A 19,891-nucleotide genomic window follows, 5' to 3' on the forward strand; every position below is an offset into this window, starting at 1 on the left:
CCTCTTCATGTTGCGGGCGCCAGGCGCCCTTTCAAACTCAGAACTTGACGCCCACGCCCAGCCAGTAGCGGCGGCCGTCCTCGACGTAACCGTAGTCGTCGTACGTGACCTGCTTGTCGAACAAGTTGTAGATGCCGGCGTACACCGCCACCGTCTTGTTCACCTGGTACGAACCGCCCAGGTCCACGAACGTGTAGGAAGGCGCGACCACCGACGAGGACGAGGGGCCGGTGATGGGCTGGCTTTCCTTGCCGCGGTAGTTCAGGCGCGCCCATGCCTGCAGCGCATCCGAGGCCTGCCAGTTCACCGTGGTGGTGAACAGGTGCTTGGGCAGTTGGTTCAGCGGCTGGCCCTTGTACTGGCCCGACTTCTGCTCCGACTTGGTGAAGGTGTAGCTGCTGGTCAGGGACCAGTCGCGCGACAGCGGCAGCTTCAGGTTGGCTTCCACGCCGCGCGAATTGGCCTTGTCCACGTTCATGTAGGTGGTCGGGTCCGAACCGAACTGGTTCGGGCCGTCCGTGCACTGGGTCGCCGGGCAAGCCACGCGGGTGATCTTGTCCTTGAAGTCGTTGTTGAAGATCGTCAGGCCGGCGTTGAAGCCTTCGCCGTCGTCATACAGGATGCCGATTTCCTCGGTCACCGACTTCTCGGGCGTCAGGTCCGGGTTGCCGTACATATTGCCGCCGCGGCTGACCTGGCCCCAGCCCGCCACCGTCTGGCGCAGGTCGGGCGCGCGGAAACCGGTGGACACGCCGCCCTTCAGGGTCCAGCGGTCGGCCATGTGCCAGACGCCGTACAGGCGCGGGCTGAAGTGCGTGCCGAAGTTCTCGTCTTCGTCCATGCGCAGGCCGGTGGTGACGGCGAAGGTCTCGGTCAGGCGCCATTCGTCTTCGGCGAACAAGGCCCACTGGTAGCGGTCCACCTTGCTGGGGCCGTTGGCCAGCTGGTTGCCGGTCTGGTCATTCAGGCGCTGGCTCAGGTAGCTGCCGCCCAGGGTCAGCATGTGCGAACCCAGGGGCAAGGTCCAGCTCGTCTGGATGTCCAGGTTCTTGATCTTCATCTGGCGCGAGCGGTTGTCGAACTCTTCCTGCTGCACATAGCTGTCCGACACGCCCCAGCCCCAGCGTCCGGTATGCGACAGCGCCCACTTGTTGCTGCGGTAGTCGGTATCGGACGAGGCCGGGCAACCATTGCGCCCGCAAGCCTGGCCGGGCGGCAGCGGCTCGACCGTCTTGCCCAGCGTTTCGTGCAGCTTCTGGCGCATGGTGGTCGCTTCCAGCACGATGTCGTGGTCGCGGTTGGGCGTCAGCGCCAGCTTGGCCGTGACGCTTTCCGAGTTGCGCTTGCGGAAGCCGTCGACGATGTCGTCTTCGTCGCGCTGCGTGGCCTGGCCGTAGATCTGCAGGCCCAGCAGGTCCGTCTTGATCGGGCCGGACAGGTAGAAGTTGCCCTGGTAGATATCGCCCGACTTGTTGCTTTCCTGGATGGTGGTGTCCAGGCGGATCTCGCCGCCCCACTCAGAAGGCACCTTGCGCGTGATGATGTTGATCACCCCGCCCATGGCGTCCGAGCCGTACAGCGAGGACATGGGGCCGCGCACCACCTCGATGCGCTCGATGGCGGAAAGCGGCGGGGTCCAGCCGCCTTCGACGCCCGTGGAGTCCGAGTTGGTGCGGGTCTCGCGCGAGTTCTGGCGCTTGCCGTCGATCAGGATCAGCGTGTACTTGGGGCCCATGCCACGCAGGCTGATGTCCTGGCGATCGCCGCCGCCGGTGACGATCACGCCTGGCACGTCCACCAGCGCGTCGTTGATGTCGCGGTAGAACTTCTTGTCCAGGTCCTCGCGGGTGATCACGCTGATCGATGCCGGCGCATCCTGGATCTGCTGTTCATAACCCGAGGCCGTCACCACCACGGTATCCAGCGTCTTTGCGGTGTCGGCGCTCTGCGCCCACGCGGGCTGCGCCACGCCGAAACCCGCTGCGCACAGGGCTGCCGCCAACTGCGTGCGCGAACCCGGACCGCGCCGGCCGGCGACCAATTCTTTGCTGCTCATGATTCCAGTTTCTCCCGTCCCAGGCCCGCGCCCCACCCCGCGTGCGGCGTCCGTCCTGCCCCGTATTTATTAATGAAAACCATTCTCATATTAGAATTGGACCTGCCGGGAGCCAGCAACACGCTTTCCGCAACTTTTATCTTCTTTGAACTTCTTGACACTCCGGCCCGCGGCCATAAGCCAAACTGCCGGATGCAGAACCGACGACACGCATGCCTTTTTCCCACGCACCGGCGACTCGCCGCATCCTGCTGATTGACGACGATGTCGAGCTTGCGCAGATGCTGCGCGAGTACCTGGAACCCGGTCACTGCCAGCTCACCCTGGCGCATAGCGGCACGCAGGGCCTGGCCCTGTTGGCTCAGGACGACTACGACCTGGTGCTGCTGGACCTGATGCTGCCCGACGGCAACGGGCTGGATCTGCTGAAGCAATACCGCCAACGCTCGCGCCGGCCGGTCATCATGTTCACCGCCCACGGCGGCGAGACGGACCGCGTGCTGGGCCTGGAGTTCGGCGCCGACGATTACCTGGCCAAGCCCTTCAGTCCGCGCGAACTCAAGGCCCGCATCACGGCCGTGCTGCGCCGTTTCGAGGAAGTGCCGGACACGGCCCGCCCCGCCCTGGCGCTGGGCGCAGTGTCGCTGGACGCCGCCACCGGCGTGCTGCGGATGGGCGACAGTGAAATCCCGCTGACTGGCGCCGAACAGCGCATCCTGGAAATCCTCATGCGCACGCCCGGCCAGGTGGTCGCGCGCGACCAGATCGGCCTGTACGCGCTGGGCCGCAAGCCGGACCGCTACGACCGCAGCATCGACACCCACATCAGCTCGCTGCGCAAGAAGCTGCGCAGCGACGGCGGCGCCGAGACCTTGGCGATCCGCAACCTGCGCGGCCTGGGTTACGTGCTGGCGGGCGCTGACTGATGGCCTGGCTGCCCACCCGCTCGCTATTCGGACGCGCCTTCCTGACCTTCTGGGGTGCGATGGCCGTCATCCTGGTCTGCGGCATGGTGCTGACGGCCGCGGTCGCCTGGTACCGCTTCAATTCCCTGGATGGCCTGAATCCCGGCAATCTCACGCGCGATGCTGCGCAGATCGCCCGCAGCGAGGGCGTGGATGGCCTGGAACGCTGGGTCGAAGCCATGGACCGGCGCTACTCGGCGCTGAAGATCTACGTCATGGACGCCCAGGACAAGGACATCCTGGGCCGGCGGCTGCCCGCCCGCATGGAAGACTGGCTGAGCGATTTCCGCGCCGGGCCGGACCGTTCGCCGAAAGCCGACTACCTTCCCGCCGACCCCACCGGCGAGCGCGTTTCCTGGTGGGAACCGCAAAAGCTGGTCTTGCCCGATGGTTCGCAACTGCTGCTGCTGTTCCTGCCGTTCGATTCATCGCATTGGGAAGTGCTGGCCCTGTCGCCCGTGGCGCTGGCCCTGGTGCTGTTCGCGCTGGCGGTGACCGCACCGTTCTGCTGGGCCCTGAGCCGCCACGTGACGGCGCCCTTGGCGCAGTTGCGCCAGACCACGCATGCCCTGTCCGCGGGGCGGCTGGATGCGCACACGCCCGCCAAGCTGGCCCGCCGCAAGGACGAACTGGGCCAGCTTGCGCGCGACTTCGACGCCATGGCCGACCGGCTGAAGGCGCTGGTCGACACGCGCGAACAGCTGCTGCACAACATCGCACACGAACTGCGTTCGCCGCTTGCACGGCTGCGGCTGGCGGCGGAGCTCGCGCGGCGCAAGGACGAGCGCCAGGATCTGCAGCTGGACCGCATCGAACTCGAATGCGAACGCCTGGACGCGCTGGTCGGCAACACCTTGCGGCTTGCGCGCCTGGGCGCCCTGCCCGTGCCTACTGACACCCTGGACCTGGCCGAACTCGTGTCCGACGTCGTCGAGGACGCACGCTTTGAGGCTGGCGGCCGGCAGATCCGCATAGAGTGGAGCCAGCATGCGCCCGTGCCCCTGGTCGGCGACCGTTGCAGCCTGGCCAGCGCCATCGAGAACGTACTGCGCAACGCCCTGCGCTTTGCGCCCGCGCACAGCGCGATCCGCGTGCGCCTGCTGTCGAACGCGCACGAAGCCTGCCTGGAGATCGAGGATCATGGGCCCGGCGTGGCCGCCGAAGAGCTGCAATCGCTGTTCGAGCCCTTCTATCGCACCGCCTCGGGCGCGCGCAAGCCGGGCAGCGGCGCCGGACTGGGCCTGTCGATTGCCCAGGCCGCCGTGGCCGCGCACAAGGGCAGGATGTCGGCCCGCAATATTTCGCCACAGGGGCTGAGCGTGCGGCTGGAACTGCCGCGCCTGAACGGCTGAAGCCAGGGTCGATCAGTCGGCGTCGGCCAGGATCGCGGCCGGCAGCCGCGGCAATACCCGCATGGCGTTGGCGGTGGTGGCATGGGCCACCTGCGCCGGCGTGATGCCACGCAATTCCGCCAACGTGGCCGCGATGCGGACCAGTTCGGCAGGCGCATTGCGCCGATGCGGCGGATGCAGCCAGGCCGGAGGGATGTCCGGCGCATCGGTTTCCAGCACCAGGTGCGCCAGGTCCACGTCTACCGCATGGCGGCGTATCTGCAAGGCGCGCTCATAGGTCATGGCGCCGCCCAGGCCCAGCGCGAATCCCTGGTCTATGAATGCCTGCGCCTGCTGCGCGCTGCCGTTGAAGGCGTGCGCAATGCCGCCGATGCGCGGATGGCGGCGCAGGTACTTCAAGAGGATGTCCTGCGACTTGCGCACGTGCAGCAGCACCGGCAGGCCGAACTCGGCAGCCAGCGCCAGTTGCGCGGCGTAGAAGCGCTCCTGGCGCTCGCGCGGTTCGCCGGAGGCTATTTCGGGAACGAAGAAATCCAGGCCGATCTCGCCGATGGCGACGAAGCGAGGATCGCCCAGCGCATCCTTGACGGCAGCGCGCAGCGCTTCCAGATCGGCGTCGCTGGCGCGCTGGACGTATAGCGGATGGATGCCCAGCGCATAGGCGCCGCCGGCCGTCTTGCCGGCCAGCTCGCGCACCGCGGAAAAATTGGCGCGTTCGACCGCTGGAATCACAATGGACTGCACGCCTGCCTGGCAGGCGCCGTCGGCGACTTGCTCGCGGTCGGCGTCGAACTCGGCGGCATCCAGGTGGCAATGGGTATCGATCAGCATGGGCGCGACCTCCTTGCCCGGATTATCCCCCCGGCGCGCCTTAACCCGAAACCAGGCGGCCGTTTTCCATGAGCAGCTGGCGGTCGGCGCGGGCGGCCAGTTCCGGGTCGTGCGTGACGATGGCGAACGCCGTGCCGGACTCCTGGTTCACCCGCGTCAGCAGTTCGAACATATTGTGCGCCGTGTGGCGGTCCAGGTTGCCGGTGGGCTCGTCGGCCAGCACGCAGACGGGCCGCGTAACCAGGGCGCGCGCCAGCGCCACGCGCTGCCGTTCGCCGCCGGACAGCTGGCCCGGGAAGTGACCTTCGCGCGCGGCCAGGCCCACCATGCCCAGGACCTCGTGCGCGGCTTGCCGCGCCTTGTCGCGGCTTTCACGGCGCACGATCAGCGGCATCGCCACGTTGTCCAGCGCCGAGAACTCCGGCAGCAGGTGGTGGAACTGGTAGACGAAACCCAGGCTGCGGTTGCGCACGGCGCTCTTGCGGGCCTCGGACAGCCCGACGGCAAGCTGGCCGTCCACCGAAACCGAGCCGCTGGTGGGCACGTCCAGCAGGCCCAGGATATGCAGCAGCGTGCTCTTGCCGGAGCCGGAGGCGCCGACGATGGCGACCATTTCGCCGCGCGCCACGGTCAGGCTGACGTTGCTCAGCACTTCGATGCGCGCAGGGCCTTCGTCGTAGACCTTGACGATGTTGTCGGCCTGCAGTGCGGGAGTCAGCATGTCAGTCATGGCGCAGCACCTGTGCGGGTTGCAGGCGCGAGGCGCGCCAGCTGGGGTACAGGGTCGCCAGCAGCGACAGCACCAGGGAGGTCACGCCGATGGTGACGATGTCGCCCATCTGCGGATCCGACGGCAAGGCGCTGATGAAATAGATTTCGCGCGGCAGGAAATGCACGCCCAGCAGACCTTCGATGAACGGCACGATCACGTCCACGTTATAGGCAATGAGGATGCCGCCCGCGACCCCCAGCAGCGTGCCGATCACGCCGATCAGCGCCCCTTGCACCAGGAAGATGCGGGCGATTTCTCGCGGTCCCGCGCCCAGCGTGCGCAGGATGGCGATGTCGGACTGCTTGTCCTTCACGGCCATGACCAGGGACGACAGCAGGTTGAACGCGGCCACGGCCACGATCAGCGCCAGGATCAGGAACATCATGCGCTTTTCGGTCTTCACCGCCGCGAACCAGGTGCGGTTGTTGCGCGACCAGTCGCTGGCCATCATGTAGGGCGGCAGCACCTTCTGCAATTCGGCCGCCACTTCCGGCGCGCGCTGCATGTCGGCGATGCGCAGGCGCACGCCGGCGGTGCCGCTGTCGCGGAACACGCGGGCGGCGTCCTCGTCGTCGACGAAGGCCAGCGAAGAATCGTATTCGTAGTGGCCGGACGAGAACACGCCCACCACGGTGAACTGGCGCATGCGCGGCGTGAAGCCCGCCGGGCTGATCGAGCCTTGCGGCGCCATCATCAGGAGCGTGTCGCCCAGCTTGACGCCCATGCCGTCGGCCAGTTCATTGCCCAGCACCACGCCGAAGCTGCCAGGCTTGAGGTCGGCGAGCTTGCCCGACACCATCTGGCGCGGCAGGTCCGACACATTGCCTTCGGTCTGCGGATCGATGCCGCGCACCTGCACGCCGCGCAAGGCCTGCCCGCGCACCAGCATGCCCTGCGCCGCCACGAACGGAGCGCCGGCCTTGACGGCGGGATTCTTCTCGGCGGCGGAAGCGAACTCCTGCCATCTCTCCAGCACCCGCTCCGGCGCCGCGCCGGGGATGTAGAGTTCGATGTGCGGCAGCACCGACAGCATGCGGTCGCGCACTTCCTTCTGGAAGCCGTTCATCACGGACAGCACCACGATCAGGGCGGCAACGCCCAGCGCGATGCCCGCCATGGAACTGGCGGCGATGAAGGAGATGAAGCGATCGCGGCGGCCGCGTCGCTGGCGGATTCGGGCCAACCCGGCATAGCGGGCGCCTATCCATAGTTCGTAGGGTATTTTCAGCACGAGCGCATTATGGCATTAACCGCCTGGATTCCGCCCCGCGGATGTGCGGTTCCGAGACCAGGCGTTTCAAGCTATGGCAGTGGCGGACGCCGCTTAGTTCCCGCGGCCCGCGCGGACTACAATCGCGCCCATGCTGATCGTCATTCCGGGCGCCCTGCCCGCCCTTCCCGTCGCCGCCGAACTGGCCAAGCTCTTGCCCGAACGCGCGCCCACGCTGCACGGCTGGCTCCAGGCCGGCGCCGCCCGGCCCCAGGCCCATGACGTGCGCGCCCAAGGCTGTACGCCCTACGAAGCCTGGCAGTTGGCCCGCGCCGGCTACGTCCCCGAAGCGGGCCTGCCGCCCGGCGCCGGACTGGGTCCGCTGCTGGCCGGCGCCCAAACCGGCGGCGATGGCCCCGTCTGGCTGGCCGAACTGGTCCACCTGGCGCTGGGCACGGACCAGGCCGCCTTGCTGGACCCCGGCCTGATGGAACTGCGCGCCGAGGAAACGGCTGCTCTGCTGGAGACCGCCCGCCCCCTGTTCGAAGACACGGGCTTCGAGGTCCAAGCGCTCTCGCCCGAACGCTGGCGCCTGCGCCTGCCGGAGGGCCTGCGGCCGCAGACCGCCAGCCCGCTGGCCGTGGCCGGACAGCGCCTGAACGACTGGTGGCGCCAGGACGCGGAAGCGCGCCCGTGGCGCCGGCTGCTCAATGAAATACAGATGGCCTGGCACGAACACCCGGTCAACGACGCCCGCGCGGCGCGCGGCCTGCCTCCGGTCAATGCGCTGTGGCTGTATGGCGGCGGCAAACCCTGGACGCAGTCCCAGCCGGCCCCGGCGCAGGTTTACAGCAACCTGGACGCCCCCCAGCGGGCCGGCGACTGGGCCGCCTGGCTGGACGCCCTGGCCGCGCTGGACGCACAGCATCTGCGCCCGCTGGCCGGCAAGCAAGGCCTGCCGGCCGCGCCCGCCGAACTGCTGCTGCTGGGCGACGACCGCAAGGTCGCCCTCACCCTGAAACCGCGCGGGGGCCTGCTCGGCTTGCTGCCCGCGCCCAAGAAAAACTGGAGCGCCTGGTGGTCTCACCCCGCTTAACCGTCCGCACGCCCGACCTGCAAGCCTGCCGCATCCTGGAAGCCTCGGGCATCCACCCGCTGCTGGCCCGTCTGTGGGCCGCCCGCGGCGTCACCCATCCCGATCAGACCCAGCTCGCCTGGAAGTCGCTGCTGCCGCCCAACGGCCTGACGCATTCGGACCACGCCGCCGGCGTGCTGGCCGACGCCATCCAGACAGGCAAGAAGCTGCTGATCGTGGCCGACTACGATTGCGACGGCGCCACCGCCTGCGCGGTCGGACTGCGCGCGCTGTCCGCCATGGGCGCCGACGTGGACTTCCTGGTGCCCAACCGCTTCGAAACCGGGTACGGCCTGTCGCCGGCCGTGGTCGAGCTGGCGGTCCGGCACCGCGCCGGCAAGCCCGACATCATCATCACCGTGGACAACGGCATCGCCAGCGTGGACGGCGTGGCCGCGGCCAATGAGGCCGGCATCGGCGTGGTGATCACCGACCACCACTTGCCGGGCGACACGCTGCCGGCGGCCCTGGCCATCGTCAACCCGAACCAGCCGGGCTGCGGCTTTCCGTCCAAGAACCTGGCGGGCGTGGGCGTCATTTTCTACATGATGCTGGCGCTGCGCGCCGAGCTGCGCCGCCGCGGCGTCTACGCGGCCGATGGCGGCCCGCGCCTGGACGCGCTGTCCGACCTGGTGGCCCTGGGCACCGTGGCCGACGTGGTCAAGCTGGACGCGAACAACCGCCTGCTGGTCACCCAAGGGCTGCAACGCATGCGCGCAGGCCGCCTGCAGCCCGGGCTGCGCGCGCTGTTCGCCGTGGCCGGACGCGAGCCGCGCGCAGCCAACGGCTTCGACCTGGGCTTTGCGCTCGGCCCGCGCATCAATGCGGCCGGCCGCCTGGCCGACATGAGCCTGGGCATCGCCTGCCTGACCACCGACGACGAGGCGCAGGCGCTGGAAATGGCCCGCGAGCTCGACAACATCAACCGCGAGCGCCGCACCATCGAAGCCGAAATGCGCGAACAGGCGCTGGCCGCCATGGAAGAGCCGAACGCCGCCGCCGGCGCTACGGTCTGCGTGTTCGACCCGGGCTGGCACCAAGGCGTGGTAGGCCTGGTGGCCTCGCGCCTGAAGGAAAAATTCTGGCGCCCCACGCTGGCCTTCGCGCCCGCCGGCGACGATGAAATCCGCGGCTCCGGCCGCTCCATTCCCGACGTGCACCTGCGCGACGCGCTGGACCTGGTGTCCAAGCGCCATCCCAACCTGATCCGCAAGTTCGGCGGCCACGCCATGGCGGCCGGCCTGACGCTGGGCCGCAACGACTTCGCGGCCTTCGCCCCCGCGTTCGACGCCGCCGTGCGCGAGCTGACGGGCCGCGACACCTTCGAGCCGGTGATCGAGACCGACGGCTCGCTGGACACCGGCTACGCCAACGCCGACGTGGCCGGCATGCTGCAGCAGCAGGTCTGGGGCGCTGGCTTCGCCGCGCCGCTGTTCCTGGACGAGTTCGTGGTGCGCAACCAGCGCCTGGTTGGGGAAAAGCACCTCAAACTATCGCTGGAGCGCGGCCACCAGCGCTTCGACGCGATCTGGTTCGGCCACGACCAGTCGCTGCCCGAACACATCCAGGCGGCATACCGGCTGGAGCAGAACGTGTGGAACGGGATGGTGTCGGTGCAGTTGGTGATCGAGCACGCGGGCTAACAAGGCCCGCCATGTAGGCGGGCCCGCCGCGACCGGCGTAGGGTTGCGCGCGGCGGGCGCCTGAACTCTCGTCTCAGGCCGCGCGCTCCCTCCTACTTGTTCACCAGCTTCGCCGGCTGCGCCAGGGCCACCAGCGCCCCCACCACCAGGCAGCCCGACAGCATGTAGAGGCCGGTATTGGTGGTGCCGGTCATGTCCTTCAGCCAACCCACCAGGTACGGGCTGACGAAACCCGCCAGATTACCCACCGAATTGATGAGCGCGATGCCGGCCGCGGCCGCCGTGCCGCCGAGCAAGGCGGTGGGCAGGCTCCAGAACAGCGGCAGCACCGTGCAGATGCCGATGTTCGCCACCGTCAGCGCAGCGATCGCCAGCACGGTATTGCCGCTCCAGACCGCCGACAACAGCAGGCCCAGCGCGCCAAACAGCGCGGGCAGCGCGACGTGCCAGCGGCGTTCGCGGTGGCGGTCCGAGTTGCGCGAAATCAGGATCATGCCGATCACGGCGAACAGGTTGGGAACCGCCGTCAGCAGACCGATGGCCAGCGGGCTCTGCACCCCTGTGCCCTTGATCAGGGTCGGCATCCAGAAGCCCACGCCGTAAAGCCCCATCACGAACGAGAAGTAGATCAGCGACATCGCCCAGACGCGCGGCTTGGCCAGCGCGGCGCGGATCGGCGGGTCTTCCTTCTGCTGTTCCTCGGCCGCGATATTGCGGATCAGCACCGCCTTTTCCGTGGCGGTCAGCCATTTGGCCTTATTGATGCGGTCATCCAGATAAATCAGCACCAGCACGCCGATCAGCACCGACGGTATGCCCTCCAGCAGGAACAGCCATTGCCAGCCCGACAGGCCATGGTCGCCATGGAACGTGCTCATGATCCAGCCGGAGATCGGCCCGCCGATCAGCCCGGACATGGGCACCGCGGTCATGAAGAAGGTCGTGATGCGGCCGCGCCGCGCCGCGGGGTACCAGTAGGTCAGGTACAGGATGATGCCCGGAAAGAATCCGGCCTCGGCCGCGCCCAGCAGGAAGCGCAGGATGTAGAACATGTGCACGCTGGTCACGAACATCATGCAGGCGGAGATGATCCCCCAGGTGATCATGATGCGTGCGATCCAGATCCGCGCCCCCACCTTGTGCAGGATGATGTTGCTGGGAATTTCGAAAATGAAGTAGCCGATGAAGAAGATGCCCGCGCCCAGCCCGTACACGGTCTCGCTGAACTGAAGCTCCTGCAGCATCTGCAGCTTGGCAAAACCCACGTTCACGCGGTCCAGGTAGGCCACGACGTAGCAAACCACCAGCAGCGGCACCAGCCGCCAGCCTACCTTGCGGTAGATCCGGTCTTCCTCAGACGCCGGGATCGCCGGCGAAACCCCGGGGGCCATCGCATTTTCCATCTATGTCTCCATTCCTCTATCGGGATAGGCCGGCTGCGCCGGCGCCTTTACGGCCCGGTCATCCCGATCAGGAACGGCTGGACCGCTTATACGCAGCCTAGAACCGCTGACTTGACAAAAAACTGAACAACTTGGGGTCCACGCCGGGAAACCGCCTGCTCGCGATCCGTCCCCCTTCCCGCCAACGCGGCCGCGCACTTGGCCCAAGCACGGTAAAATGTTTGGTTTCGCACAAAAGTCATCAGGACAGGATCATCATGGAAGCCGAACGTCAGAACCAGCTCGCAGCCCGCCTCGCCGATTACGCGGAGCGCGAACAGGCTCTACGGAGGTATCTTTGACTACGATGCCAAAGCTGAACGCCTGCAAGTCGTAAACGCCGAGCTCGAAGATCCGGCGGTCTGGAACGACCCCAAGCACGCCCAGGACCTGGGCCGTGAAAAGAAAGCCCTCGAAGACGTGGTGGAAACGCTCACGGCGCTGGGTACGGGCCTGTCCGACTCGAACGAACTGTTCGAAATGGCCGCCTCCGACGACGACGACGCCACCCTCGAATCCATCGAGCAGGACGCCGACGCCTTCCAGGAAAAGCTGGAAGCGCTGGAATTCCGCCGCATGTTCTCCAATCCGGCCGATCCGCTGAATTGCTTCCTGGACATCCAGGCCGGCGCCGGCGGCACGGAAGCGCAGGACTGGGCCTCCATGCTGCTGCGCCAGTACCTGAAGTACGCCGAGCGCAAGGGCTTCAAGGCCGAAGTGCTGGAAGAATCCGAAGGCGACGTGGCGGGCCTGAAGTCCGCCACCATCAAGATCGAAGGCGAGTACGCCTTCGGCTACCTGCGCACCGAAACCGGCGTGCACCGCCTGGTGCGCAAGAGCCCGTTCGACTCCTCGGGCGGCCGCCACACCTCGTTCGCCAGCGTCTTCGTCTATCCGGAAGTCGACGAATCCTTCGAAGTCGAAGTGAACCCCGCCGACCTGCGCGTGGACACCTACCGCGCGTCCGGCGCGGGCGGCCAGCACATCAACAAGACCGACTCGGCAGTGCGTCTGACCCACATGCCCACCGGCATCGTGGTGCAGTGCCAGAACGACCGTTCGCAGCACCGCAACCGCGCCGAAGCCATGCAGATGCTGAAGTCCAAGCTCTACGAACTCGAGATGCGCAACCGCATGGCCGAGCAGCAGAAGCTGGAAGACTCCAAGACCGACGTGGGCTGGGGCCATCAGATCCGTTCCTATGTGCTGGACCAGAGCCGCATCAAGGACCTGCGCACCAACGTTGAAATTTCCAACACGCAGAAAGTGCTGGACGGCGACCTGGATCCCTTCATCCAGGCCAGCCTGAAGCAAGGCATCTAAGTTTCGCGATACTCCCCCTCAACGCATCCAGAGGTTCACGAATGTCCGACACCATTGCAATTCTCACCGGCGCATCGCGCGGCATCGGCGCCGCCATGGCGCGCGGCCTGGCCAAACCGGGCACCCGCCTGATCACCCTGGCGCGCCGGGAAGATCCCGAGCTGGCCGCCTATGCGCGTTCGCAGGATGCGCAGCTGGAACAGCTGTCCGTGGACCTCTCGGACCTGAACGCCGTTGAAGCGGCGGCGCAGCGCATCTGCGCGTCGCTGCCGCGCGATGCCAGCCGCTATCTGCTGATCAACAACGCCGGCACGGTGCACCCCATCGCCGGCACCGACGCGCTGGTCGACGGCGCGGCCATCACCGCCGCCTTCAACCTGAACGTCAGCGCCGTCATGCTGCTCACCGCACGCTTCCTGGCCGCGGTCGAAGACCTCAAGGCCGACCGCCGCGTGCTCAACATCTCCTCCGGCGCGGGCCGCAACCCGAACGCCGGCTGGGGCGTCTACTGCGCCACCAAGGCCGCGCTCGACATGTACTCGCGCGTGGTCAAGGCCGAGCAAGGCGCCGACGGCGCGCGCATCGTCGCGCTGGCCCCCGGCATCGTCGACACCGACATGCAGGTCGCCATCCGTTCCAGCGATCCGGAAAGCTTCCCGGCGCTGGCCAAGTTCCAGGAATTCCACGCGACCGGCAAGCTGTCCTCGCCCGCCAACGTGGCCTCCCGCATCCTCGCCTACCTGGATCGCGAAGATTTCGGCACGACCGAGATCGACGACATCCGCAATTACGACTGATTCCCCGACCATGACCGACCACTCGACCACTCCGGCGCCCGCCCAGGATGAAAACCGCTTGATCGCCGAACGGCGCGCCAAGCTGGCCAAACTGCGTGAAGCCGGGGTCGCGTACCCCAACGATTTCGTTCCCGACGCCCGCGCCGCCGCCTTGCACGACAAGTACGACGGCCAGGAGCAGGAAGCCCTGGCCGCCAACCCCGTCACCGTCAAGGTCGCGGGCCGCATGATGCTCAAGCGCGTCATGGGCAAGGCCAGCTTCGCCACGCTGCAGGACAGCACCGGCCGCATCCAGATCTACCTGGACCGCGGCACCCTGGGCGAAGACAGCTACGCCGCGTTCAAGCAATGGGACATCGGCGACATCATCGCGATCGAAGGGTCGGTCTTCAAGACCAACAAGGGCGAACTGTCGGTGCACGCCGCCAGCGCGCGCCTGCTCTCCAAGTCGCTGCGCCCGCTGCCGGACAAGTTCCACGGCGTGGCCGACCAGGAACTGCGCTACCGCCAGCGCTACGTCGACCTCATCATGACGGACGCCACGCGCCGCACGTTCGAGGCGCGCAGCAAGGCCGTGGGCAGCATCCGCCAGTTCATGCTGCACGCGGGCTTTCTTGAAGTGGAAACCCCGATGCTGCACCCGATCCCGGGCGGCGCGGCGGCCAAGCCCTTCGTCACGCACCACAATGCGCTGGACATGGAAATGTACCTGCGCATCGCGCCCGAGCTCTACCTCAAGCGCCTGATCGTGGGCGGCTTCGAACGCGTGTTCGAAGTCAACCGCAACTTCCGCAACGAGGGCGTGAGCCCGCGCCACAACCCTGAATTCACCATGATGGAGTTCTATGCGGCCTTCGCGGAATACCGCTGGCTCATGGACTTCACCGAAGAGCTGATCCGCCAGGCTGCCATCTCGGCCACCGGCAGCGCCGTGCTGACCTACCAGGAACGCGAACTGGACCTGTCCAAGCCGTTCGACCGCCTGACCATCTGCGAAGCCATCCTCAAGTACGCGCCGGGCTACACCCAGGCGCAGCTGGACGATCCGGCCTTCGTGCGCGCGGAACTCAAGAAGCTGGGCGCCGACGCCGACGGCCCGGTGCTGTCGCGCGCCGGCCTGGGCGCGCTGCAGCTGGCGCTGTTCGAAGAGACCGCCGAAGCCAAGCTCTGGAACCCCACCTACATCATCGACTACCCGGTGGAAGTCTCGCCGCTGGCGCGCGCCTCCGATACCCGCGAGGGCATCACCGAGCGCTTCGAGCTCTTCATGACGGGCCGCGAAATCGCCAACGGCTTCTCGGAGCTGAACGATCCCGAAGACCAGGCCGAGCGTTTCCGCTCGCAGGTCGAAGCCAAGGACGCGGGCGACGAGGAAGCCATGTTCTACGACGCGGACTACATCCGCGCCCTGGAATACGGCATGCCTCCGACGGGCGGCTGCGGCATCGGCATCGACCGCCTGGTCATGCTGCTGACCGACAGCCCCAGCATCCGCGACGTCATCCTCTTCCCGCACCTGCGCCGTGAAGACTAAACGGGCGCTGGCATCATGATCTTCAAGATCCTGATGCTGCTGCTGGTCGTGGCGGGGCTGGTCTACTGGATCAAACAGCCCCGCAGCGGCTCGCCCTATTCCCCCTATCCGGCGGCGCGGCCGCGTCGGCCGGCGTTCATCGCGCTGTGTATCGCCGCGGCGCTGTCGGTGGCGGCTTCGCTCATGACCTTCCTGTTGTGGGCGGGCGGCGTGGCCGGCGGCGTAACCGGCGGCGGCTATCACGGGCAGGTGGATTTCCTGCTGCCCGTGGCGGGCACGCTGCTGGCGCTGGCCGTCGTCTGCGCCGTAGGCGCGTTCCTCAAGCGCCGGGGCTGAACGCCCGCCCCTGCCGCGCGCCTATTCGGGCCACTTGCCGGCGCCCGCCGGCAACGACGGCAGCGAGGCCTGCAACATCGCATCGATGAATTCGGCGGGCGGCAAGCGGCCGTCCGGCTTGTACCACTGCACCGTCAGGTTCATGGCGCCCAGCACGCAGCGCTTGATGACGCGCGCATCGCCTTGCAGCAGCCCCGCCGCGACCGCTGCCGCCACCGCGTCCTGCCACATCTCCTCATAGTGGTCGCTCAGCGATTTCACGGCCGCGCGGCTGGGTGCGGACAGGCTGCGCCATTCATAGACCAGCGCGTTCATCGCGTCGCCGCCCGCGCCGTGCAGCATGCTCCACATATGCACGCGGAACAGCGCCGCCAGCCGGTCAGCCGGCGCCCGGTAGCGCGCCAGCGCCCGTTCGCCGTCGTCTATCACTTCCTGGATGCCGTTGTTCATCACCGCCACCAGGATCTCCTCCTTGCTGCGGAAATGATGGAACAGGCTGCCGGACTGCAGACCCACCGCCCGCGCCAGCTCGCGCACGGTGGTGCGTTCGTAGCCGTGCTTGCAGAACAGCTGCCCGGCCGTCAGGATCACCTCGCGCCGGCGTTCGGACTCCGAACCCTCGTCCCGCCCTTGCGCGGCCTCCCGCAGTTTCTCCATGTCCGGTCACAGCCTCTGGATGATGGTCGCCGTGGCCATGCCGTGGCCGATGCACATCAGCTGCATGCCCAACTCGCCTTCGGTGGCTTCCAAGCCCGTCAGCATCTTGGCCATCAGGCCGGCTCCCGTCGCCCCCAGCGGATGCCCATGCGCGATCGCCCCGCCCCAGGGATTGACGCGCGACAGATTGGCGCCCAGTTCACGCTGCCAGGCCAGCACCACACTGGCGAAGGCTTCGTTGATCTCGATCCAGTCGATGTCTTCCAGGCTCAGGCCGGCGCGCGCCAGCGCCTGCCGCGCCGCCGGGATCACGCCCGTCAATTGCAGCACCGGATCCGATCCCACCACCACCCGCGCCAGGAAGCGCGCGCGAGGTCGCAAGCCATCGGCCAGCGCCGCATCTCGGTCGGCCAGCAGCACCGCGGACGCCCCGTCCGCCAACTGGCTGGCGTTGGCGGCCGTGACGCCACCCTGGCCCGGCGGCCGCAAGGCAGGCGCCATGGCGGCCATGCGGGCGGGGTCGGTTTTCTCGCGTATGCCTTCGTCACGCCCGGCATCGACCCGCGGCCCCGGCAGCAGCTCGGCGTGGCGGCCGGCCTGCGCGGCGCTCCAGGCGCGCGCGTGGCTTTCCCTTGCCCATTCGTCCATCTCTGCCTGGGACAGCTGCCAACGTTCTGCGATCCGCTCCGCGCTCTCGATCTGGTGGATCAATGGATAGCGCTCCAGCAGGGCCGGGTCCAAGCCTTCGAAGCCGCGGAACTCGCCCTGGCCCAGCGTCACGTCCAGGAACATCGGCACCCGGCTCATGCTCTCCACGCCGCCCGCGACCACGTAGCGCATGTCGCCCGCGGCGATGGCTTGCGCGCCGAAATGCACCGCCTGCTGGCTGGATCCGCACATGCGGTTCAGGGCCACGCCCGGCACGCTCTCAGGCAGGCCAGCAAGCATGGCGGCCAGCCTGCCGATGTTGGCGCCCTGCTCGCCCGCCTGGCTGACGCAGCCCGCGATCAGGTCCTCGACCTGGGCCCCCGGCAGTCCGGCCCGCGCCAGCAGGCCGGACACCGTCTCGGCCAGCAGCGTATCCGGCCTGGTATCCGCCCACCATCCGCCGCGCCGCCCGAAAGGGGTGCGCACGGCCTCCACGATCACGGATTCGTTCATGCCGTCGTCTCCTCAACGTAGAGCGCTTCGATCTCATCCGCATAGCTGCGGTAGATGCTGGCGCGCCTGACCTTCATGGTCGCGGTCACTTCGCCATCGTCGTGATCCAGCTCCTTGGTCAGCAGATGGAAGCGCTTGATCTGCGCCACCGGCGCCAGGCCGGCGTTGGCGCGCGCGACTTCCTGCTGCACCAGTTCGCGCACCTGCGCGCATTCGGCCAGCGAGCGGAAATGCGTGAAGGCGATGCGGCGCGACTCGGCCCATTTGCCCACCGTGTCGAACTCCAGCTGGATCAGCGCGGACACGTACTTCCTGCCGTCCGCGATCACGATGCATTCCTTGACGTAAGGGCTGCCCTTGACCGCGTTCTCGATCTCGGAGGGCGTCAGGTTCTTGCCGCCCGCCGTGATCATGATGTCCTTCAGGCGGTCCACGATGCGCACGCGCCCCGCGTCTTCGGCCACCACATCGCCCGTATACAGCCAGCCGTCGCGCACGGTGCTGGCGGTGGCTTCCGGATTCTTGTAATAGCCCTGGAACACCATATCGCCGCGCACCAGCAGCTCGCCGGCCTCGCCCATGCGCCATTCCACGCCCAGGATGGGTTCGCCCACGGTGCCCACCTTTACGCGGTCCGGATGCTGGCCGAAGATCATGCCGGCGGACTCCGTCAGCCCGTAGACCTCGATCAGCGGCACGCCCAGCGTGCGGAAGTAGCGCACAACGTCCGGCGAGATCGGCGCCGCCCCCGTCATGGCCACGCGCACCCGCCGCAGCCCGATGAAGTTCTGCAGGGCGCGCAGCACCAGCCAGTACCAGAGCCAGCGCGTCCAGCGCTCGCGCAACGTGTACTGCGCGGGGGACTTTTCCAGGAACGGCGTGCAGGCGGCCAACGCGCGTCCGTAAAGCCATTGCTGCAAACGCCCGGCCTCCTGCATCTTGATCGAAATGGCGGCGTGCAGTTTTTCCCAGATGCGCGGCACGCCCAGGAAGATCGTGGGCGCGACTTCGCGCAAATCTTCTTGCACCGTGCGTATCGATTCGCCAAAGTTCACCTGCGCGCCCAGATAGATGGGCACGAAGGTGGACAGCATCTGTTCGGCCACGTGACATAGCGGCAGGTAGGACAGGTGCACGCTGCCGCCGTCCATCGCCAGGCGGTCGGCAATGCCCGGCGCCACGCCGCGCATATTGCCGTAGCTCAGCATCGCGCCCTTGGGCTTGCCGGTGGAACCGGACGTGTAGATCATGAGGCCGGTATCGTCCAGCCGCTGGCCGTCCAGCGCCGCGTTCAACGCGGCGAGTTCCGCCTCCTCGCGCCGCGCGCCCTCGGCCTCGATCTCGGCGTAGGTCACGATGCGCTCGCGCTCGGCCGGCGCATAGGAGCGCAGGCCCTTGGTCTCCATCATGACGATGCGGCGCAAAAGGGGCAGCCGGTCCGCCACCTGCAGCACCTTGTCGGTCTGCTCCTGGTCCTCGCACACCACCAGTTCCACGTCCGCGTGTTCCAGCACGTAGCCCATCTCCTCGGCCGGGCTAGTGGAGTACACGCCCACCGCCACAGCGCCGACCGCGCCCGCGCCCATCTGCGTCAGCAGCCATTCGACGCGGTTCTCGGACACGATGGCGACCCGCCCGCCCGCGCTCAGCCCGAGGGCGCGCAGGCCCAGTCCCACGCGGCAGGCCCGGCTCCAGTATTCCGCCCAGGTCATGGGCTTCCAGATGCCGAAATCCTTTTGCCGGATGGCGATGGCCGCGGGTTGGCGCCGGGCCTGTTCGCGCAGCATCTGCGGCAGCGTCAAGGCCGGCCACGCCTGCGCCGATGCGCCGGAGGTATCCATATGCTTGTCCATCATGACAGCCAGCGCTTGCGGCGCTTGTAGTGCTTGATGTCGCGAAAGCCACGGGCCTCGCCCGTGCCGCCCACGCCCAGATAGAACTCCCGCACGTCGGGATCCGCCGCCAGCTTTTCGGCGCTGCCGTCGATCACCACCTTGCCGGTCTCCATGATGTAGCCATAATGCGCCACCGCCAAGGCCACCGAGGCGTTCTGCTCCACCAGCAGCATCGACACCCCTTGTTCGTGGTTGATGCGCGCGATGATGGAGAAGATGTTCTCGACCAGCATCGGCGACAGGCCCAGCGAAGGTTCGTCCAGCAGCATCAGCCTGGGCTGCGCGATCAGCGCGCGGCCGATGGCCAGCATCTGCTGCTCGCCGCCCGACAGGTAGCCTGCCAGGCCGCGGCGCCGCTCGAACAGGCGCGGAAAGTAGCCGTAGACCAAGTCGAAGTCGACCTTCGCCCCTGGCCTGCCCGTCAAGGCATAGGTCGCGGCCACCAGGTTTTCCTCGACCGTCAGGTCCTCGAACACCCGGCGTCCCTCCATCACATGCGCCAACCCCGCGCGCACCAGGTTCTGCGGCCTGGCGCCCGCGGTGTCGCCGCCGTTGAAGACGATCTGCCCGCGCACCAGCGCACCGTCCTCCAGATCCAGCAGGCCGGACACGGCCTTCAGGGTGGTGGACTTGCCGGCGCCATTGCTGCCCAGGAGAGCCACGATGCTGCCGGCGGGCACCGACAGGGACAAGCCGCGCAGCACCTGCACCGCCTTGTTGTAGACGACTTCGATATTGTTGATATCGAGCACCGCCGCTGCGGGCGCTGCGGCATGCGCGTC

Annotated in this window: 17 protein-coding genes; 8 read left to right on the forward strand and 9 right to left on the reverse strand. The window is 67.6% G+C overall.

Features of this window, described 5'->3' with window-relative positions:
* Window positions 1-37: 37 nt before the first annotated feature.
* Entirely contained in the window at window positions 38-2,056 is a 2,019-nt protein-coding gene (locus IB259_RS08300) for a ligand-gated channel protein (RefSeq protein ID WP_119451239.1), read from the reverse strand.
* A gap of 212 nt (window positions 2,057-2,268) precedes the next feature.
* On the opposite strand from IB259_RS08300, the gene IB259_RS08305 reads away from it, so the two are divergent.
* Together IB259_RS08305 and IB259_RS08310 are read left to right on the forward strand one after the other, a co-directional pair.
* A complete protein-coding gene (locus IB259_RS08305) occupies window positions 2,269-2,982 on the forward strand; it encodes a response regulator transcription factor (protein ID WP_054456165.1) in 714 nt (237 codons plus the stop codon).
* Window positions 2,982-4,373: an ATP-binding protein gene (locus tag IB259_RS08310; RefSeq protein ID WP_054456162.1), complete on the forward strand. Its 1,392-nt coding sequence runs from the start codon at window positions 2,982-2,984 to the stop codon at window positions 4,371-4,373. Before IB259_RS08305 ends, IB259_RS08310 begins: the two co-directional genes overlap by 1 nt.
* Before the next feature lie 12 nt (window positions 4,374-4,385).
* Here IB259_RS08310 and IB259_RS08315 read toward each other — a convergent pair whose 3' ends face one another.
* Genes IB259_RS08315 through IB259_RS08325 form a run of 3 tightly spaced genes read right to left on the reverse strand, consistent with a single transcriptional unit; the run spans window position 4,386 to window position 7,159 of the window.
* Entirely contained in the window at window positions 4,386-5,204 is an 819-nt protein-coding gene (locus IB259_RS08315; protein ID WP_054456160.1) for a TatD family hydrolase, read from the reverse strand.
* A gap of 40 nt (window positions 5,205-5,244) precedes the next feature.
* On the reverse strand, window positions 5,245-5,934 hold the full coding sequence (locus tag IB259_RS08320; RefSeq protein WP_119451237.1) for an ABC transporter ATP-binding protein: 690 nt from the start codon (window positions 5,932-5,934) through the stop codon (window positions 5,245-5,247).
* On the reverse strand, window positions 5,927-7,159 hold the full coding sequence (locus IB259_RS08325) for a lipoprotein-releasing ABC transporter permease subunit (protein WP_233564600.1): 1,233 nt from the start codon (window positions 7,157-7,159) through the stop codon (window positions 5,927-5,929). The genes IB259_RS08320 and IB259_RS08325 overlap by 8 nt, the downstream gene beginning before the upstream one ends.
* Before the next feature lie 178 nt (window positions 7,160-7,337).
* Between IB259_RS08325 and IB259_RS08330 the strand changes: the two genes are divergently transcribed.
* Together IB259_RS08330 and recJ are read left to right on the forward strand one after the other, a co-directional pair.
* Window positions 7,338-8,282, forward strand: a complete 945-nt coding sequence (locus tag IB259_RS08330; protein ID WP_119451236.1) for a hypothetical protein — start codon at window positions 7,338-7,340, stop codon at window positions 8,280-8,282.
* Window positions 8,264-9,964, forward strand: a complete 1,701-nt coding sequence (gene recJ / locus IB259_RS08335; protein ID WP_119451235.1) for a single-stranded-DNA-specific exonuclease RecJ — start codon at window positions 8,264-8,266, stop codon at window positions 9,962-9,964. The genes IB259_RS08330 and recJ overlap by 19 nt, the downstream gene beginning before the upstream one ends.
* A gap of 92 nt (window positions 9,965-10,056) precedes the next feature.
* Here the strand turns inward: recJ and IB259_RS08340 are convergent, their stop codons facing one another.
* Window positions 10,057-11,367: an MFS transporter gene (locus IB259_RS08340; RefSeq protein WP_125470689.1), complete on the reverse strand. Its 1,311-nt coding sequence runs from the start codon at window positions 11,365-11,367 to the stop codon at window positions 10,057-10,059.
* 257 nt (window positions 11,368-11,624) lie between these two features.
* On the opposite strand from IB259_RS08340, the gene prfB reads away from it, so the two are divergent.
* The 4 genes from prfB (at window position 11,625) to IB259_RS08360 (ending at window position 15,396) form a co-directional block, all read left to right on the forward strand.
* A protein-coding gene (gene prfB, locus IB259_RS08345) for a peptide chain release factor 2 (RefSeq protein WP_119451233.1) occupies window positions 11,625-12,729 on the forward strand; the annotation gives its coding sequence in 2 pieces (ribosomal slippage) (window positions 11,625-11,705 and window positions 11,707-12,729; 1,104 coding nt in all).
* Window positions 12,730-12,770: 41 nt separating this feature from the next.
* Window positions 12,771-13,526: an SDR family oxidoreductase gene (locus tag IB259_RS08350; RefSeq protein ID WP_119451232.1), complete on the forward strand. Its 756-nt coding sequence runs from the start codon at window positions 12,771-12,773 to the stop codon at window positions 13,524-13,526.
* A gap of 10 nt (window positions 13,527-13,536) precedes the next feature.
* Window positions 13,537-15,060, forward strand: a complete 1,524-nt coding sequence (gene lysS, locus IB259_RS08355; RefSeq protein ID WP_192328525.1) for a lysine--tRNA ligase — start codon at window positions 13,537-13,539, stop codon at window positions 15,058-15,060.
* Between the two features lie 15 nt (window positions 15,061-15,075).
* Window positions 15,076-15,396 carry a preprotein translocase subunit TatB gene (locus IB259_RS08360; protein ID WP_054456143.1) on the forward strand — a complete coding sequence of 107 codons (321 nt, stop codon included), beginning with the start codon at window positions 15,076-15,078 and terminating at the stop codon, window positions 15,394-15,396.
* A gap of 21 nt (window positions 15,397-15,417) precedes the next feature.
* On the opposite strand, the gene IB259_RS08365 is transcribed toward IB259_RS08360, so the two are convergent.
* Genes IB259_RS08365 through IB259_RS08380 form a run of 4 tightly spaced genes read right to left on the reverse strand, consistent with a single transcriptional unit; the run spans window position 15,418 to window position 19,861 of the window.
* Complete coding sequence (locus tag IB259_RS08365) at window positions 15,418-16,053, reverse strand: TetR/AcrR family transcriptional regulator (RefSeq protein ID WP_054456141.1); 636 nt, start codon at window positions 16,051-16,053, stop codon at window positions 15,418-15,420.
* 6 nt (window positions 16,054-16,059) lie between these two features.
* The gene (locus tag IB259_RS08370) at window positions 16,060-17,214 is read right to left on the reverse strand and encodes a thiolase family protein (protein WP_192328528.1); all 1,155 of its coding nucleotides are present in this window, start codon (window positions 17,212-17,214) and stop codon (window positions 16,060-16,062) included.
* Complete coding sequence (locus IB259_RS08375) at window positions 17,211-19,070, reverse strand: long-chain fatty acid--CoA ligase (RefSeq protein WP_192328531.1); 1,860 nt, start codon at window positions 19,068-19,070, stop codon at window positions 17,211-17,213. Before IB259_RS08375 ends, IB259_RS08370 begins: the two co-directional genes overlap by 4 nt.
* Window positions 19,067-19,861 (reverse strand): ABC transporter ATP-binding protein, encoded by a 795-nt coding sequence (locus IB259_RS08380; protein ID WP_054456135.1) that lies wholly within the window; start codon window positions 19,859-19,861, stop codon window positions 19,067-19,069. The genes IB259_RS08375 and IB259_RS08380 overlap by 4 nt, the downstream gene beginning before the upstream one ends.
* Window positions 19,862-19,891: the final 30 nt, after the last annotated feature.

Origin of the sequence: Achromobacter sp. ACM04, from assembly GCF_014851465.1 — a bacterium.
Classification (GTDB): domain Bacteria; phylum Pseudomonadota; class Gammaproteobacteria; order Burkholderiales; family Burkholderiaceae_B; genus Achromobacter; species Achromobacter aegrifaciens.